Source organism: Snuella lapsa (genome assembly GCF_039539345.1).
In the GTDB taxonomy this organism is placed as follows: Bacteria; Bacteroidota; Bacteroidia; order Flavobacteriales; family Flavobacteriaceae; genus Snuella; species Snuella lapsa.
Genome location: NZ_BAABCY010000070.1, coordinates 28,910 through 47,357 on the forward strand (window position 1 = coordinate 28,910; position 18,448 = coordinate 47,357).

At 36.9% G+C, this 18,448-nt stretch carries 10 protein-coding genes; 1 reads left to right on the forward strand and 9 read right to left on the reverse strand.

All coding sequences use genetic code 11. The features are described 5' to 3' along the window. Positions 1 to 33: 33 nt before the first annotated feature. Entirely contained in the window at positions 34 to 636 is a 603-nt protein-coding gene (locus ABD792_RS13225; RefSeq protein WP_345006713.1) for an RNA polymerase sigma factor, read from the forward strand. A 692-nt stretch (positions 637 to 1,328) separates the two neighbouring features. On the opposite strand, the gene ABD792_RS13230 is transcribed toward ABD792_RS13225, so the two are convergent. From ABD792_RS13230 to ABD792_RS13270, 9 genes are all read right to left on the reverse strand, one after another. Continuing rightward, positions 1,329 to 2,579 carry a site-specific integrase gene (locus tag ABD792_RS13230; RefSeq protein ID WP_345006714.1) on the reverse strand — a complete coding sequence of 417 codons (1,251 nt, stop codon included), beginning with the start codon at positions 2,577 to 2,579 and terminating at the stop codon, positions 1,329 to 1,331. Between the two features lie 700 nt (positions 2,580 to 3,279). Further along, positions 3,280 to 4,176: a hypothetical protein gene (locus tag ABD792_RS13235; RefSeq protein ID WP_345006715.1), complete on the reverse strand. Its 897-nt coding sequence runs from the start codon at positions 4,174 to 4,176 to the stop codon at positions 3,280 to 3,282. 67 nt (positions 4,177 to 4,243) lie between these two features. Further along, complete coding sequence (locus ABD792_RS13240; RefSeq protein ID WP_345006716.1) at positions 4,244 to 8,248, reverse strand: LamG-like jellyroll fold domain-containing protein; 4,005 nt, start codon at positions 8,246 to 8,248, stop codon at positions 4,244 to 4,246. Positions 8,249 to 8,542: 294 nt separating this feature from the next. Next, a complete protein-coding gene (locus ABD792_RS13245) occupies positions 8,543 to 9,004 on the reverse strand; it encodes a transposase (RefSeq protein WP_345006717.1) in 462 nt (153 codons plus the stop codon). A 524-nt stretch (positions 9,005 to 9,528) separates the two neighbouring features. Next, positions 9,529 to 11,499, reverse strand: coding sequence for a glycoside hydrolase family 97 protein (locus ABD792_RS13250; RefSeq protein WP_345006718.1), 1,971 nt, complete (start codon positions 11,497 to 11,499; stop codon positions 9,529 to 9,531). Positions 11,500 to 11,569: 70 nt separating this feature from the next. After that, the gene (locus ABD792_RS13255) at positions 11,570 to 12,535 is read right to left on the reverse strand and encodes an endonuclease/exonuclease/phosphatase family protein (RefSeq protein ID WP_345006719.1); all 966 of its coding nucleotides are present in this window, start codon (positions 12,533 to 12,535) and stop codon (positions 11,570 to 11,572) included. 302 nt (positions 12,536 to 12,837) lie between these two features. Beyond that, positions 12,838 to 14,424, reverse strand: coding sequence for a sulfatase family protein (locus tag ABD792_RS13260; RefSeq protein ID WP_345006720.1), 1,587 nt, complete (start codon positions 14,422 to 14,424; stop codon positions 12,838 to 12,840). Positions 14,425 to 15,059: 635 nt separating this feature from the next. Next, on the reverse strand, positions 15,060 to 16,493 hold the full coding sequence (locus tag ABD792_RS13265; protein ID WP_345006721.1) for a sulfatase: 1,434 nt from the start codon (positions 16,491 to 16,493) through the stop codon (positions 15,060 to 15,062). A 131-nt stretch (positions 16,494 to 16,624) separates the two neighbouring features. Beyond that, positions 16,625 to 18,448: LamG-like jellyroll fold domain-containing protein (locus ABD792_RS13270; protein ID WP_345006722.1), on the reverse strand; the 1,824-nt coding region annotated here is incomplete at its 5' end.

Below are 18,448 nucleotides of genomic sequence, written 5' to 3' on the forward strand. Positions count from 1 at the left end.
CAATAAAACACATCAAATTGTATTAATTTATAAATGGAAGCAGTTTTTAAAAATGATACTGTACTTATAAAAGCCCTTAAACAAGGAGAGGAAAAAGCTTATAATTTTTTAATTAATAATTATCAGCAAAAACTACATACTTATGCCTATGGTTTAACTAAAGATTTTGACCTGGCTGAAGATGTTGTCCAAAATATATTTATTTACTTATGGAAAAATAGATTGAGCTTAAAGGATAACTTTTCTATAAAAAATTATTTGTATAGAGCGATTTATAATGAATGTATTGATTATTATCGTAAAAAGAAAGCTGTAACGGCTCTAGAAAAAAAATACATTGATGCTTTAAACTATATTGTTGAAGAAGAGAACGAAAGCTCTATGGAAAAGCTTATTTATCTTGTAAAACGAGAAATAGAGAACCTGCCTCCTAAGTGTAAACAGACATTTTTATTAAGCAAGCAAGATGGCTTGACCAATATAGAGATTGCTGAATACCTAAATGTTTCCATAAAGTCTGTTGAAGCACATATAACAAAAGCATTTTCAATTTTAAGAAAAACTGTTGGTGATAAAATGGATGGGGTTTTGTTTATATTGTTTGGAATTGATAAAAATAAAATTACTTCTAATTAGAGTTTTAAATACTGTACACTTTATACAAAAGAACCATTAAAACATAAAATCTACTATTGTAGAGGCTTATTATCATAAAAAATTCCATATAATCCACATTTGTAAAACTAAGGGGAAGCAAGAGGGTAGCGTGCTGGCGCAACGCTACGTTCCATTTGCTCCGCAAAGCCCCTGTTTATGGAGTGTTTGAAAAAGGTTGAAAATTTAAAAATCAGGTTTTGACACAAAACCTCTGGAATATCCTATAAACAGGCTTTTTTTTGCGTCAAAATTTGAACAGAAGGTTAAAATCATGTATGGTTTAATCGTAATTTCTATCCTTTATTTTTCTATTATTTTTTGAAGTTCTATTTAATTGGCAAAATCCAGTTTTTTACGAAAAAAACCGCTCAGCCCAGTAAAACTGTTGATTTTTTCGTAAAAAATTACAAATTGGTTCTATTTGATGCGTTTTGTATGCTTACTAACGCACTCGCTTTGGGCGAGTTTGTTGCATTTTTAAAGTATCGGATTCTCATTGCTCGATATGGGATTGATTTGAAAAATTATCCATGAATACCCAACCTCTGAATCCAATACTTTAAAAACGGATGTATTTACCTGTTAAACAACTTTTAAACGCTGCGACCTCCGGGAGCAGTCAAGGTTGTGTCCACAGACACACATCTTGAATTCCTTATCCCCTATGGTTTTTAATTTACCAAAGACTGTTTTTGTTTTTTAGTCTCTAACCTTTGAAGTAAGCTTTCAATATCCTCGCTAATCTTTGTTTCGATAACTCTGGCATAAATTTGGGTCGTTGTCAATTTGGTATGCCCTAATAGTTTTGATACGGTTTCTATGGGAACGCCATTTGATAACATTACTGTTGTTGCAAAAGTATGTCTGGCTACATGAAAAGTGATTTTCTTATTGATTTTACAATCATCTACTATCTCTCTTAAATATTTGTTCGCTTTCTGGTTTGAACAGAGTGGCAGCACTCTATTAAAGTATAAGGTATCTGGATGTTGTTTGTATTTTTCAATGATTTGTTGTGCTTTTGGCAATATTGGTATTTTAACGGTTTGATTGGTTTTCTCTCGTTTGGTAAAAATCCAATACCTATTATCTATTCCTTTTACTATTTGGTCTTTGTTCAATTCTTTGGCGTCTATATATGATAAGCCCGTATAGCAAGCAAATAAAAAGCAATCTTTGATTTTTTCCAATCGGTCATTTTGATAATAGGTGTTTTCAATTAACTTTAGTTCTCTCTCTGTTAGGTATTGCCTATCGAACTTTTCAAACTTGAGTTGAAATTGAACGAAAGGATTTTTAGATATCCATTCCATCTTTGTTGCCAGGTTTACCATCTTTTTAAATCGTTCAATATGCTTCATAACACCATTATTTGAAAGTGTCAATTTTCCTTTCTTATTTTTATGTGTTCTTAAAAACTGCTCAAAATCACATAGGAATCTATAGTTCAACTGTTTCAGGTAGATGTCATGTTGCTTTAGTTTCTCTTTTAAAAACTTGTGCAAATATCTTTCTGTAGTGTAATAGTTCTTTAGAGTTCCAAACTTCAATACTGAAGTCATTGTATCGTTATGATACGCGATTAATTCCCTCAATGTTTTATGGACATCATCTATACCTAAATAGCGTGCTTTAATGGCCTGTGATGTAATAAGTTTATCTTCTTCTAATAATTGCTTATGACAGTTAAGTATTTTAGAATATACACTGTCCAGATAATTATTAAAAGCTCTTATCTCAGTTGATAATCCTCGTGCTTTTCCTTTGGAAACATCCCAATTGTTCACCGGAATGCTCCTTTTAAGACTGATTTCTGAGCGTTTCCCTTCTACTGTTATTCTGCAATAGATATTTAAAAAATTGGAATTGCTGCGCGATTTTCTTGAAAAGAAAATAATCGCAAATGTGTTGTTTGACCGCATGTTTGACGTCTTTTGTTAAACAATAATTTTTGTAAAGACGAAAGTCAAATCGTTCTTAAAAGTTCTATGAAATTACGAAATTTTGAACAAAAAAGTGTACACCTAATTGCACACCTATTTAATGGTTTTATTTGCTTTTATTTGGAATCAAATAAAATGGCTAAAAACAAAAAACACTGATAATCATACAATTAACAGTGTTTTGATTTTACCTGAATTAGGTTCGTCGGGATGACAGAACTAACAGTCATTCCGTATATCATTAATAATCAAAAAGTTACTTAAATTTCTCAAAAACAGGTAACCGAATAGGTAACTTTTGCTTTGATTTTATTTCGATTTGATTGTACTAATATAATGGAAAACTGTTAATTAGATAATATCAAATCTGATTAATTTTTATGATTTCAATATATAAAAAAAGCGTCTATAAAAGACGCTAATTAAAAGTTATAAATTGATATATCACTTATGCAGAATGAGCTTTCTACTCCCTTTCAGTTCTAGTAATTCCAAAAATCGGAAAACTAAAATTAAGTGATAGCATCTGTTAGTTCAACAGGTTCCCATAGGCATCCAAAAACAAAAAGGCGACCATGTAAATTTCTTTACATAATCGCCTTTAAAGTTAATTAAAAAAAAGAGCTATCTTTTTCAGTGGCCTCCAATATCTATTCCTTTTTTTCAAGAAAATACATTGTTAAACTTCACTTCTATTATACACTTTACTAAGAGATGTTTTTCTCGGGAATCCTTCCCTCGTAATCAATCTCACAACAACATACCCCACAAAAGGGATCAGACCATGCGGAATCCTATATAATGTTGCATATAAATATTGATGTGTTATGGACAGAGAAATATCGTAAGTCAATCCACTCATAATACGTGCAAAAGCAGTTAAAAGCCCCCATAAGACCGCGTACAAAAATGCATATTTCGTGAGTTTAGGAAAAAATACCGCAATGGCAACCACAACGTCAATAACTCCGGCAACATATAAAAATTGCTTTGCCCAACTTTCCGTAACCACTGGTAAAATATTCAATGTCATAGTTACAAAATTGCCCGGTAAAGGATAGACATCACCCATTGCATACAATCCATGACTTAAAAATGTCAAAGAGACCAGCACCTTTATAGAGACAAGAAGTTTTTTATAATTAATCCTATGATAATACAATAACAAAAAGGGAGAACCAACCTGAATGGCATGCTCAAAAAACATTGCGCTTTGATATGCTCTCCCTTTGGTTTGCAATATTGTAAGAAAGAACAAACAGACCCCTCCAGCAAAAAGAACAGTCCTAATAAATTTATTGGTCTTTTCGTTTACCAATAAACTTGCTATACTACATACTATATAAAAAACACCAACTGACTTAATAATGGATTGAATTGTAAAATCAGCCTCCAAATTAGTTACATAATCTTCCCATTTTACACCAAAAATATTTTCAACCAATGGACTTAATAGGTTTTGATCCCACAACAAAGTCCTAAAAGGTGCATCCCAAAATAAATGCTCATAACCTCTTCCAAAGAAAACAAAGAAAGCGGACAGCTTTAATAAAACAATTAAGCTTTTGTTATTCATAATTATCACTTGTAGTCAAACAATTCATTTGCTTTTAAAGCCAATTTAAATATCTATATTATCCTCATTATTTCTTAATAAAACGATGATTGGAAATTATATTATCCATGGCATCTGTAACAATCGCGAAATAGATACCAGCATGTAGCCCCTCAACATGGAACTGCACCACATTTCCATCTTCAGCATTGGCAAGGCGTCTTTCAATCAGCTGTCCAAAATTATTATATATAGAAATCCATACCCCATTGCTTTTCGAAATTCCTCTAAACGATATACTAAGTTGTTCCCTTACAGGATTTGGATATAATTTAATTTCAAGAGAATTAACCTTATTTTCCAATACCTTACTTTCACTACCCGACAATAATTTCATTTTACCGAATGTAGATTTCGACGATGAACCGGAACAATATTGAATTAGCACATCATCAATATAAACCGCATCGTTATTACTTGAAGCATCGCACCGTAATCTAAATACCGTATTACTCGTAAAAGGTCCAGGAACTATAATTGATTCGGTATAGTTGGTATTGTTATTAAAATCCGTACCACTTGCCCATGTTTGTAATGTTGTAAATACAGATCCACCATTTGTTGAAATCTCCAACATAAAGTCTTCATTATTTTCCATACCCACCGGATAATAGGAAAAATTGAATGTTACTTCGTCTACACCCGATAAATTCAAAGCGTCTGTATACATGGATGAATCAGAACCACTGTTATCCCTTAACTTAATACTCGCACTGTTACTGGTTCCGTTAGTCGCAGAGGTAACTGCATCACTGCCACCATCGTTCCAATTCCCAAATCCTCCTTCAAAATCGTCCGATAACAGATCGGTACAATTGGACGTTGCCACCACAGTAATAAATCCTATCTTGGTTATCGTATCATCACCTTCATCATTGGTTGCCGTTAAAGTCACATTATATGTTCCAGCCACTGCATAGGTAACAGATGGATTTTGAACCATACTGGACGATGGCGAACCGCCTTGGAACGACCATAACCAAGATGTTGGATTTCCTGTTGACACATCACTAAAATCAACGGAATTCCCTTCTTCAATAGAGGTCAAGTTAGAAATAAAATCAGCTGTAGGAGGCAAGGCGTTCATGGCACTAATATCCTGTGCTGTTAGGGCTTCCGAATAAATTCTGACATCACTAAGCTGCCCAGTAAAATATCTGTTTAAATGATCGGCCCCTATTTTAACATCACCTCCATTGGTTGTATTAATTGTAACAGCGTTAGGCGAGACGGTTTCCAATTGCCCATCTACATATAACTTTACATCACTTACATTCGGTGAACCATCGTCTTCAAAAGTACAGGCTACATGGTGCCATTGTCCATCGGCTACATTTGTACTTCCAACAGTATAGCCCCCTCCTACTTCCAACCTTAACTCACCTGTAGATTCCAACCTAAAGGTCCATTTAGTCGACGATGACGCTACTCCCCACGAAACAATAGAGTTTCCTGAAGCGGTTGTTTTTATCCATGCCGTAATACTTCTGGCATTAGTTGCCAGTTCGCCTTCATATTGGGATATGCTTAAATAGCTGGCACCATCAAAATTTGCAACTTGTCCCTTAGCTGCATCTGTAGTAAAGGTTACGCCACTGTTGGTAATAGTTCTGTTGTATACTGAACTATCTGTAAAATCACCATCCAATAGGTAATGGGCCTGTAACGTTGATGATATATTCCCGATAAACAATGTAATGATATCGGAAGATGTGGCCCCTTCATTATCCGTTGCTATAGCTTCAACCGTTGCTTCTCCATTTACAAAATTATGTATGGTACTGTAAGGGCTTGTTGTATCAATACCAATCGAAATTCCGTTTACTTTAAATTCCACAGAACCGATTGTTCCATCACTATCAAAAGCATCGGCCGTTAACATCACATTAGAACCATCCAATACATTTTCTTGATCAGCATGGGAAGTAATAGATACACTAGGAGAAATATTGGAAGATCCTCCAAAGCTATATTCAATATGCAAAACCGGAGCATTCCCTCCATCAATGGAATAGGCTCTTCGCATGGCTGTTCCTGCACCTAATGTTACGCCGGTGGCTTCAATTTTTATCACTACCCTGTTGCCCGACATCCAAGATCCCAAGTCTACGTTGGCCTGTATCTGTGAAGCAATATCCGAGGTTCTCTCTGCTACAGTTGTATTATCTGCTGTCCATCCTGACGGACTCCAAGCACTACCAGTTAGATACGTGCGCCCACTTACATTACTACTAGTCGTACTCAACTGCGATGGATTCGCACCTGACTCAACCGACACTAAATAACTGGCAGGGTCTGATAACGTGGTCTTGGCCGTAAACTGGACATAAGCACTGGTTACTGTAGCCCCTGCAGGGATATCTACCTCAGAAAATTCTATACCAATAATTTGATCGCCAGCCGAATAAGCACTATCATAAACCAATTCCAAATCGGAACTGTTGTCTATAACGGTATTGTTAGCCTGCTGCTCAACATCTTGGCTTGCTGTTATGTTCAATGTATTTGAAAAAGTTCCTATCAACAAGGTTATGGTATCAGCAGAAGTAGCTCCACTATTATCTGTTGCAATGGCCTCTACTATTGATCCTCCATTTCCAAAATTATGGGTAACACTATAGGGAGCTGATGTATCCACACCAACCGAAACACCATTTACCTTAAATTCCACCGAAACTATACTCCCATCGGTATCGGAGGCGTCGGCCGTTATAGTTATCCCCGTACCATTAGGCAACACTTCCTGGTCCTGATGGGAAGTGATCGCCACAACAGGCAAGATATTGCCACTGTTGGTTATAATGACAGTATCACCATTTGACGGGATCCACACTTGTACACCGGAGGGCAATACGCCCGGAGTTTCATTATTGGAGTTCTCTCCTACCGTATTGGCATTGTCCACCATAATCGTTTTTAGTTCAATCCTATCGGAACTAACGGTTACCCACTTGAACTGATTGAACGATCCTGAATCCCTAGTCCATGATTTATCGTCGTCACTTACTCTCAATGGTGCTCCCCAGCACCCTTCTCCAACAAACACTATCCCATTGGCACTATCCACTTCAAAACCTTCATCACAGTTGGCACCCGATGAACATGGTTTAACAGGATAGGTTGTTTTTACGGTATGGGAATCCGATTCGTATACTAGGCTAATTCCATTATCATAAAACAATTGACCCCAACTGGTGTATTCATCATTGCCTTCAGTTTTATTGGATTGGTGCGGACGCATTGGCTTATGGTACTGAGCTGATTTCCATACCGAATTGTCCGTTGCCAGCTTACCCGACAACCAAGTGTACTGATCGCCACCTGCTGCGATTTCTGAGTTAAGGGTATAAATGGTATACAAGTTTGCTCCAAAGGTGATATCGTAATAGACATTGGTAGATGGCACGTTAAATAGATTATATATGGATGCATTTGAGGACTCATGGTTTCCCCTAGTGGGTACAATAGGAAACATTCGTCCATCTGTAGCTGTGGTAAGCTGCCAATCGTTCATCCATTCGATCCACTCTGAAGCACTGTCTCCGTTGGTCATGTCTCCTCCAAAAAAAACGGCTGTAGGCTTTAGTTTAGAAACCATTTTGTTGGCATTCTGACGGGGCACACGGTTGTTCCTCGAATCTCCTCCGGCAATAAACGACATGGGTTGATTAACATTGGGGGCCGTTCTAAACCAAAATCGTTGGCTAGTCCCTTCGTTGTCATGGATCACAAAATAATACACGGTATCGGGTAAAAGCCCTGTAAGTTTCGCAAAATGATTGTTCATGCCCTTATAGGAGTTGGATACAATGGATCCAACAGGAAAGGAATTGCTGTAGTTCTGATAGGCTGTACCATGGTCTATGGTACCATAATACACCATTGGAGAGCCACCCGATATCTGATCCCAGGCTATAGTTATGGTTGTGGCTGGATCATCGGTTATTACCAACCGGTATCTTTCCGTATTAGCAAAACTTAGAGTCAAAGTTAGTAAACTTATAACTATACTAATAAATAGGTTTTTTTTCATAAATTAGGTTTTTGTAGTCAATAATTTCTTAATTACAAATATTGCCTATAAATAATAAAATATAGAGGGAAATTTCAGCTAAAAAGGACTATTTATTAATCAGCTTGGCCTTTGTTGTAATTTTTGCCTAACAATAACGATGCGCCTTGCCTTATCCCAAGACTGAGCTTGGTAGGTTTTACTGCAAATCTCAATACCATAATCTATAGTTATACACGCCTGTTGTTGATCTATCAAGCGTTACATAGGGTGTAGGAATCTAGCGGCTACAATATAGTTGAGTTCATGTGCTTCCTAATAATCAAATACATCCTTTTGGCAGAAGCCCAAATCCAATCGGACCAATCCTATCTTTTTATCACTAAAGATAGATAGTGTTTCTGCCAGAAAGTCCGTAAAGTTATTGACACTACTTGAGTTACCACTACGTAACCAAAAGTTAGCTACCATGCGCAGTTCACCTACAAAGGCAATTAGGAGATGATGAGATATCCTGTCCTTTTTCTTTGGGTTATAACCTTTCTTTGCTCCGAGTTGGGATCCATAACGTGTCATTATGGTAGAATCGATATCTAGGGTAAAATGGTCTATGTTTATATTTTGAAAGAACCAAGTAAAAAAGTGCTTGGATACATTTTGATTTATGGACTGGTCAAACGTTTTGAAGTAATGTTTATAGGCATCTTGTCCAGGGGTTTGTTTCCAATTAAAAATCTTTCTTAATGCATTATCAGCTCGTGTAACTTCAGTATGCAATAAACGATTAAGCACCGCACCAAATACTGCTCATAAAAAACTCTAAAATGATAGACACTTTATATCCTCGATTAGAGTTTTGAGCGGGCAAGTATCTACAGGATTCTAAATGGATCCTAAGACTCATTTTACCCATCATTTGCTTAAAAAAAACCCATGCCAACCCAAGGTGTAATCTGTTAACTGTCAAAGGATAAATCAAACTTCATAACTAAAATTTTCTAACGCTCAGCGTTAGGGATTAACACCTTAAATCTAAAACTTTTTTTCTAATGATGAATTTGGGTTTAAATGATCGCACGAAAACAAGAAAACCTCATAACCATAAGATTTCCAGTCTTTTTGCTTCAGATTTATTATTTAAAAGGTTGGAATCATTACTATTACTACATGAGAATGATGAGGGGGACTAGCCCTAATACAAATACGACAATAATAATTTTTTTCATGTTTTATATAATTGATCAACTCCGAAATACGCAACAGATCTAACTTTGCATATTTCGGAGCTACTTATTTTGATATCATCTCTTTTTCAATATGGCTGTCCAGCCTCCTCCCTTAGCTAGGTTGATTGTTTTTCTGGTATTTCTATCCACATTGATTTTTTCAATTTTATAATCTTCTGCATATCTGTTGGCATTTGCTCCATCTTTGAAAATGGTCATTTCAAAATCTCCTTCCGGAAGGAAAGAAAAGTCTATATCCAATGTTCGGGCTTTCCAGTTGTTCATGGCACCGACATACCAATTGTCTCCATTTTTACGGGCAATTGCCAGGTATTCGCCAAGCCTCGCATGCAAGGCTTTAGTTTCGTCCCATATTGTTGGTATCTGAGAAATGAACCTAGCAGTATGCTCATCTTTTTGGTATGCAGATGGAGCATCGCATAGCATTTGCAAAGAGCTTTCAAAAATGACGTACATGGATACTTGATGTGCCCTAGTACCCAGACTTATCGGACGTTCAAAATTTATGCTATGATTTTTCTCTTGCGCATTTCTCATGGCTCCCGGCGTATAATCCATTGGGCCTACGGCCATCCTGATAAATGGCAAGGTCAGGTTATGTTCCGGAGTGATGTAGTTAGCCCATTTGTTGTGTTCATTGCCTCGCACGCCTTCATAACTCAATACATTGGGATAAGCTCGTCTAAGACCTGCCGGTTTGAATGCTCCATGATAGTCTACCAACAATTCACGTTTTGCACACTCCCGGGCTATTTCCGTATAGGAGTTCACCATATACTGATCGGCACGTTGCATGAAGTCTACTTTGACTCCTTTGGCTCCCCACCCGGCATAGGTGTCTAATATTTCAGTCATGTTTTCATCCAATGGTTTCCACAGACACCAAAGGATAATGCCTACACCTTTTTCTTTTCCATACCTGATGAGTTCTTTTACGTCTATGTCGGGATTGAAACCTAATATCTCCGTAGTAGATTTTGTCCATCCTTCGTCTAATATCACATATTCTATGTTGTATGCTGACGCAAAGTCTATGTAGTACTTATAGGTTGCGGTGTTTAGTCCTGACTCAAAGTCTACACCATATATGTTGTTGGCATTCCACCAGTCCCAGGCTACTTTTCCTGGCTTGATCCAGTTGGTATTTTCGATCGCCAATGGTGATGATAACTTAAAGACCATGTCTTGCTCTATAAAGGTCTTGTCTTCATTACTGATCACAAAAAACCGCCAGGGAAAGGTACGTGTTCCGTTGGTTTTGGCAATGTACGAATGCTCTTTGGTAATGATGACATTTCGGTCTACTCTTCGGCCGGGTTGTGGCTTTATTTCTGCTACTGCTTTGGGAAACAGTGCTGACAGTTTGTTGGATGAATTACCTTGTAAGAACATGTGGGGATAGTCATAGGTGTCTGCTTCTGAATACAGAATGCGGATGGCATCGGTTGTATTGAACATGACAGGCAGTGAACAAAATTGTCCGGATGCAATGGAGTCTAGCTTTTTGTCTAAGTATAATCTCTCGTAATGGGAATACATTGATTTTTCTTCCGGAAACAAGGATCGTGTACCACTTCTAAATGTAATGTCCAGGGTTTCCGAGTTGATCTCAATTTCTCCTCGTTTTTTTGTATGAAATCTATATGCCACGCCTTCGTCATAGACTCTGAACTGTAACCCAAACCCTCCTTTGAACTTTAGTTGCAGCTCGTTGTAGACATCTTGTATTTCCTTGCTTTTATGTGGTACTACCGCGGTAATGGGTGCATTGTATGTTATTGTCTTATTTGACAAAATTTTTGGATTTTCTGCCAAAGGTTTGCCATCTACACTCATGTCTATTTTGACTTCCGGCAATACTTCCACACCATATTTGGTAACTGACCAGGTGATTTGTTTGTCTACGTTGACATTGATTGTGGTTTGATTATCTCTGGAGGATATTTTGAAATTCTGGGCTACTGTATGTTGTGATAGTCCTAATAATAGGGCTATTGTAAACAGGGTAAGTACTTTATTTGTCATGGTCATTTTATTTGTTTTTTTAATCAATGGTGTCATTGTATGTAATCAAAAGTCTTTCTTATTTAAAATATTATTCTGGCATCAGCAGCTTTACCATCACCGGGTTGTGATCGGAAGGCATTTTCTGAATGCCTTCTTTTTCATAGGTATCCCATATAACGGTATTAGATTTTACCTTGTCTTCCCAGTGGTTACTCAGAAAGATATAGTCAATCCTCTTGTAGTGATTGAGCGTATCGTTAGTTGCTGGTTTCCATGAGTTAAATGTATTGTATTGTAGAGAGTCTTCCGGAATTTTTGACTGAGTCATGTAGTATGAGTCGCTCAATAGTGCTGTACTATTCAGTGTCTGATATGCTTTTGAATCCGGGGTAATATTCAAGTCTCCCATAAATATGACCGGGAATGTACCGGCGATTTCCTTAACTTTCTGAAGTGTCAGCGTTGCACTGTTATTTTTGGTGGTTTCATTGGCATAGTAGTAGTGGGTATTGAAAACGTAAAAAACAGTTCCTACTTGTTTGTCTTCAAATTTACCCCAGGTACATACTTTGGCTTTGCCTCCATAGGCAGCCTTCATCAAGTCTTCCGGGGGTGTGTCGGGACCTCCCGTAGATAGCCAAAAGCTGCCTTGTGCTTGCAGGTTGAACTTGTCTTTTTTATAAAAAATATCGTGGTGGTGGTTTGATTTGCTATCTGGCTGGTTATCGTCACTCACCCCAAATCTCTGATAGTCAATCAGGAGTACTTCCATATCATTTATTTGATGCTTAAAGGGTTCTTGAACTCCGAAAACATCAAATTGATCAGTTTTGATCAGTTTTGCGATTTGTTCACTGCGTTCTTTCCATGAGTAACCTTTTTGACGGTCGCAATTGTTGTCATAGCGTATGTTATAACTCGCAATAACATATTCGGTAGTATTGTTTGTATCTGCCTTGCATTCTACAAATAGTAGTGATATACTGATAGCCATCACCCTTTGTAGTAATCCGATTTTAAGACTGCTTTGCTTTGTCATTTCTTGTTTCTTCAATCTCATAAAATTGTTTACTCAACGTTACCAGCTCCTTTTTTGTCTTTTTTTTAAAAGGGGATAAAATATTGCTGACAAAGGTTTATCATCTTTATAAAAACGATCTCTTCTATTTATTAACTGTATGAATTTACCTACAGTAAAAACGTAATAAATTAGTCTTTATTAAAAGCCTTTATTCTCGTTGCTCAAATAATAAGATCTTTATTTTTGTTACAACCAAAAGTATAAATAAACCTTATGGCTTACTATTATTTTAGTTGGATATACACAATCTAAATTTTCTGATCTACAAGAGCCTATTATTTATCTTCTTTTTCAAAATCAGTTTCATTAACCCAACCTGCGGTAGGATTTTCACCATTTATATAACGTTCATAAAAGTTTCTGTCTTTTTCATGAGAGTAGAGATAGTCATCAAAAAGGTAGCCTTTTCCAAACATGCGAGGATCTCCCTGCTCTATTAGTTCATTTTCCAGCTGAGATTGTAGACTGCTTGCTATTTCGGCATAACCCTCTTCATCCACCAAATTAGTGATACACTCGGGATCTTTTGTTATATTGTACAGTTCAAACCGTTTTCTTCTACCAAAACTGAGTTGCCACAGGGTAGTATCTACTCCATTCCTCCTGTCATTGATGATCCTGGTTTTGGTAGCTCCGCCATCGCAGTTCAGATACCCCGTGATTGGGTTTCCTGCTGGCCATCTGGAGGTTTCAAAATTGATCACAAACAAATAGTCCCCTTTGCGTATGCCCCTAATAGGATAGCCTACATCGTTTGGCCTTCCTACATCATGGCGTTCTTTACCAATAAGGACATGATCCCTTGATGGTGTCACGATTCCAGATTGATTAGAGAATAGGATATCAGTAAGACTTTTTCCTTGTATGGCTTGCATGCCTGATGATTTTTCGCTAATTTCTGCAACCTCCAAAAAAGTGGGAGCCAAATCGGTAAAGTTTACAATATCATCAATTACCCTTCCAGGGGTCTTTATCCCATTTTTCCACATAATTGCCAAAGGCAGATGATTGGAATATTCATAGGCTTGCCCTTTTACTCTTGGAAAAGGCATGCCATTGTCTGATGTGACTACAATTAGTGTGTTTTCTAATTCGCCTGCTTGTTCCAAAGCTTCAATCATCTTGCCTAAGTGAAAGTCAAAATATTCAATTTCGAAGGCATAATCCAGCATGTCATTTCTTACTTCTTCTGTATCCGGCCAAAAGGCTGGTACGATCTTAATATCGCTCAGCTTTTTATTTCCTTTGCTAATGCCACTACCATATTCATATTCTCTATGTGGCTCTAAGCCTCCATACCAAAAACAGAAAGGTTCTCCTGCTTTTTTTTCTTTTAAAAATTGACTGAAATTAGCTGAGTAGTCTATTGTTGACATACCCTTTGCCGGTGGGGTTGTTCTGATTTTATTGTATTTCTTGCCTAATACAGGTCTTTGGTCTCCTGCTTCCGTTAGTGCGACAACTGGCGCCAAACCTTTGGCTGTATACCCTACATGGTATCCGTTTTCTACGAGGGTTTCTGCAAATGTTTTAAACTTGGTTGGAAAATAACTCCAATGGTTTCCAGCTTCTTCTAATTGCCAAGAGTTCCGGCCTGTTACTATAATGGAACGAGATGGAGCACATTTTGCATTGGGGGTATAGGCGTTTGAAAACAACAGGCCTGCTCCTGCAATTTTATCAAATGCCGGCGTCTTTACAAACTCACTGCCATAGGCACTCAGGTGTTTGTATGTAGCATCGTCAGAGATGCAAAACAGGATGTTTGGTCTGTTTTGTTTTTCTACTGTTTCTTTTTTTTCTGTGCTTTGACAAGCAAAAACAAGCACACTCAACAATGCCATGAGCAAACTAATTTTCATCTGATTTATATGTAACATATTTTTAAATTTAAAATAACGATCGCTTTGTCTTTCTTTTAGAAAATATATGATTACCAAGTACTCGAGTTATTAATTATGTTAGATTTATAATTCAATTTATAGTCAACACAAAAGAAATTGATTCACTCCCCAAAACAAGGAACTAAATATTACTAGCATTGTACCTATAGTACCTAGAAGTCTTATCAGGTTTAATCCATATGAAAGACCAATAAAAGATGGAGCCCCCAATCAGTATACAATCTGCTCAATGATCAAATCTAAGTCTTACTCTACGATGGTAATTAGCCTAGATAGGTACAGCCGCCTTCCTGTTATAACTACCAGATAACACATTCACTAAACATATTTTTTTCTCATACCCCGTATTTCATTCAAGATGTACAGCTAAAATTTTTTGAATAGGTTCCCATTTGTATTACCTATCAAAAACATTTCGCAATAATGCCTCCAAATTTTTATCATAAACAAAGTTTTAATAATTTACTGTAATATTCTTTGCTTTTTATCCAAACCACATAGCTATATTAAACAACAAAACTGTCGCTCATTGACTCTATTTCTCTGTAAAATACTATAGAAATACTAATATTATTATTAACTAGACTTTGTTTTTAATTTGAATTAGCCGGAGCCTCATACTCTGGATTTATCCCCATCGGTACTGGAGCATTTATTTCCTTTCTCCATTCCTGAAGTTCTTTATACAACTCCTTCACTTTATCAGGATATTTTTCAGATAAGTTGTTCTGCTCCCTAATATCTGTTTCAAGATCATACAATTCGATGTCACCGTCTTCAAAATACTCATGAAGTTTCCACTTTCCTTTTCTCATAATACTACCAGGTCTCGTTCTAAACAAAGAATCCCTAGCTTTATCTTTTGCAGGATTTATACTTTGCAAATAAATAGGGAAATGCCAAAATAGAGATCTTTCTTCCAATGGTCTATTTTCAGTCAGCAATGGCAAAATTGAAATACCATCAAGGTTAAGATTTTCTTTTAAATTAACGACATCTAAAATTGTTGGAAAAATATCCAACCCACTAATAGGTGTACTATCAATTCTTGTGTCTTTAATCGCTTTTGGCCATCTTATTACAAACGGCACCCTAATCCCACCTTCATAATAAGATCCTTTTCCTGCCCTAATTGGAAATTGAGAAGAAACGCTAGCCAAACCACCATTATCGGACATAAAAATGACCAATGTATTATCTGAAATATTTAATTCATCAAGTTTGTTTAAAAGATTACCTATATTTTCGTCCATTGATTCAACCATAGCTCCGTATTTCGGATCAAACCTTTGATCTCCATCGAGCTTGTCTTCATACTTTTTTACCAAAGCTTCTTTTCCTTGCAAAGGTGTATGCACCGTATAATAGGGTAAATACAGAAAAAATGGTCGGTCTTTATTATCGGCCAAAAATTTAATTGCCTCGTTAGTTAATCTATCGGTTAAATACTCCCCTTTTTCTCCATCTTCTAAAGCTGAATTCTTATATGGACTAAAATAAGACCTTGGATGACCTGCATGTGATCCCCCAATATTGACATCAAACCCCTGCGTTAATGGATCATCACTCAAATGCCATTTACCTACAGAAGCTGAAGAATAGCCCTTTTGTTTTAAAACTTCTGCAATCGTTACAAAACTACTATCCAAAACCGTTGTATTAGGAGTAGGTATTAACTTTCTATCTTTCGCATCCCCTCTTTCCGATGACCCTACTGTATAAATTCCGTGTCTTGGCGTATTCTTCCCGGTTAAAATACAAGCCCTACTTGGAGCACAATTAGCCGCAGGAGCATAGCCGTTATAAAATACAATACTCTCCATCGCAAACCTATCCAAATTTGGTGTTTCATAAACAAGACTTCCCATAAAACCCGTATCGCTCCATCCAAGATCATCTACCAAAATAAGTACAATATTTGGCTTCTCCTTTATGTCCTTCTTTTTGCTATAACCATATAAATAAATCCCAAATAAAAACATTATCATTAAAAATGCTTTTAATCTATATATTCTAAATCTACCCATAAAAAAAATTTTACTTATTATCAATAACCCTTTTTATATATTTAACACAATAGTAATGCTTCCATCACTACCATATCTTTTTTGGGGAACGTCCCTTGGCCATAAGCAACCAAGGGACGTTTTAATTTATATTATTTTTTCAATATCTTTTTTGAATTCAATACGGTTCCTTTTTCAGTCTTAATCACGCACAAATACATCCCTTTTGTAAGTTTATCCAGTATTATGCTGTTTTTATGGTTTTTAATTAAAATCTGCTGTGAAACTAGCTTTCCATTTAAAGTAAACAAGTACACACTGGCTTCTTCTTGCCTCATGTATGATACCTCCAACACATCCGATACAGGATTAGGATAAACTTTGATATTCTCTTCAGACGAAATATCTTTCATTCCTGAATCTTTAAGCACTCCTTTTTTACCCCGTATTGCCTTAGACTGAGATCCAGTTATACATTCGCTTATCAAAACATCATCGATAAATATTTCATCGTTATTACCAGATGCATCACACCTTAATCTAAAGACCGTGTTGTTGGTGAATGGACCATTAATTGTTATCGCTTCATTATACCTAACATTGTTACTAAAATCCGTTCCACTTACCCAAGACTCAACAGTTGTATATTGTGATCCTCCGTTAGTAGAAAGTTCCAAAAAGAAGTCTTCTCCATTTTCCATACTATTGGGATAATAAGAGAACTCAAAAGAGACTTGATTTAATGTAGACAGGTCTAATGAATTCGTGGTCATGGCCGAAGCACTACCAGAGTTGTCCCTCAACCTTATACTGTATGTGCCCGTATTGGCATTGGATGCCACTCGAACAACATCACCACCGCCGTCATTCCAGTCGCCAAAACCGCTTTCAAAGCCATCCAAACTAATATCGTTGCAGGGCATAGCAGCCAAATCTGCCACTTCTTGAACTGTCAATGCCCTGGAGTATATTTGAACGTCGTCCAAAGCCCCTTGCCAATAATAATTGGCATTATATGATGTGGCTCCAATTTCTACGCTATTAGTTGCCGTATTAGTATTAATTGTTGTGGTTTCAGAATTATGGGAATCTCCAGTATCAGGCTGGTTGGTATAGTAAACCCCATCAATATAAATCTTAACGTCTTTTAATTTATCACCATCTGTAGGATCATAAGTTACTGCAATATGTCGCCATGTATTGTTATCCAAAAGTGTCACCGAAGAATCGTCATTCTGAACATTACAAGATCCTCCTTCAACCCTAACATTACCATTTTCTACCATAACATTGAACATCTGACCAGTAGCGTTGGTTCCCCATGAAACAATGGTCTTTCTTGTGCCAACATTACTTGTTTTTATCCATGCGGCAACCGTTCTAGCATTACTTCCTGAAATACCTTTGTAATTAGGTACGGTGATTGTATTATTGACATTAACAGTATAAGCGTTTTGTCCATCATATCCCGCTTCATAACTTTCAGTTCCAGAAGTTACACCGTCCCTTGAATACGATGATTCATCCTCTAAATTATTTTCATAGTTATGATGCAATTGCAAATCACCACTGCCGGCACTGTTCACGGTAATATAACCAACCTTAGTTTCGATATCCTGTCCAACAGCATTGGTTGCTGTTAATGTTACATCGTACGTCCCAGCCGTGTTATAAACAACACTTGGATTTTGGACAGTACTTATGCTAGGTGTGCCTCCAGAAAAGGTCCATGACCATGAGGTAGGTATTTCGGAAGACGTATCAGCAAAATTGACCGTTCCACCTTCAACCACAGAATTAACATCCGATGTAAAATCTGCTGTAGGAGCTTGCTGTTGTACAACATCATCTAGATCTGATCTCCAAAAGCCCCTGCCATCGGTAGAGATCGTTAGGAAGCTCTCCTGGCGGGTGACCCCATAGTAGATCTCCATTCCAGATACACGTATGGCCGGAAGCCCGTTCGAATAGTCGAT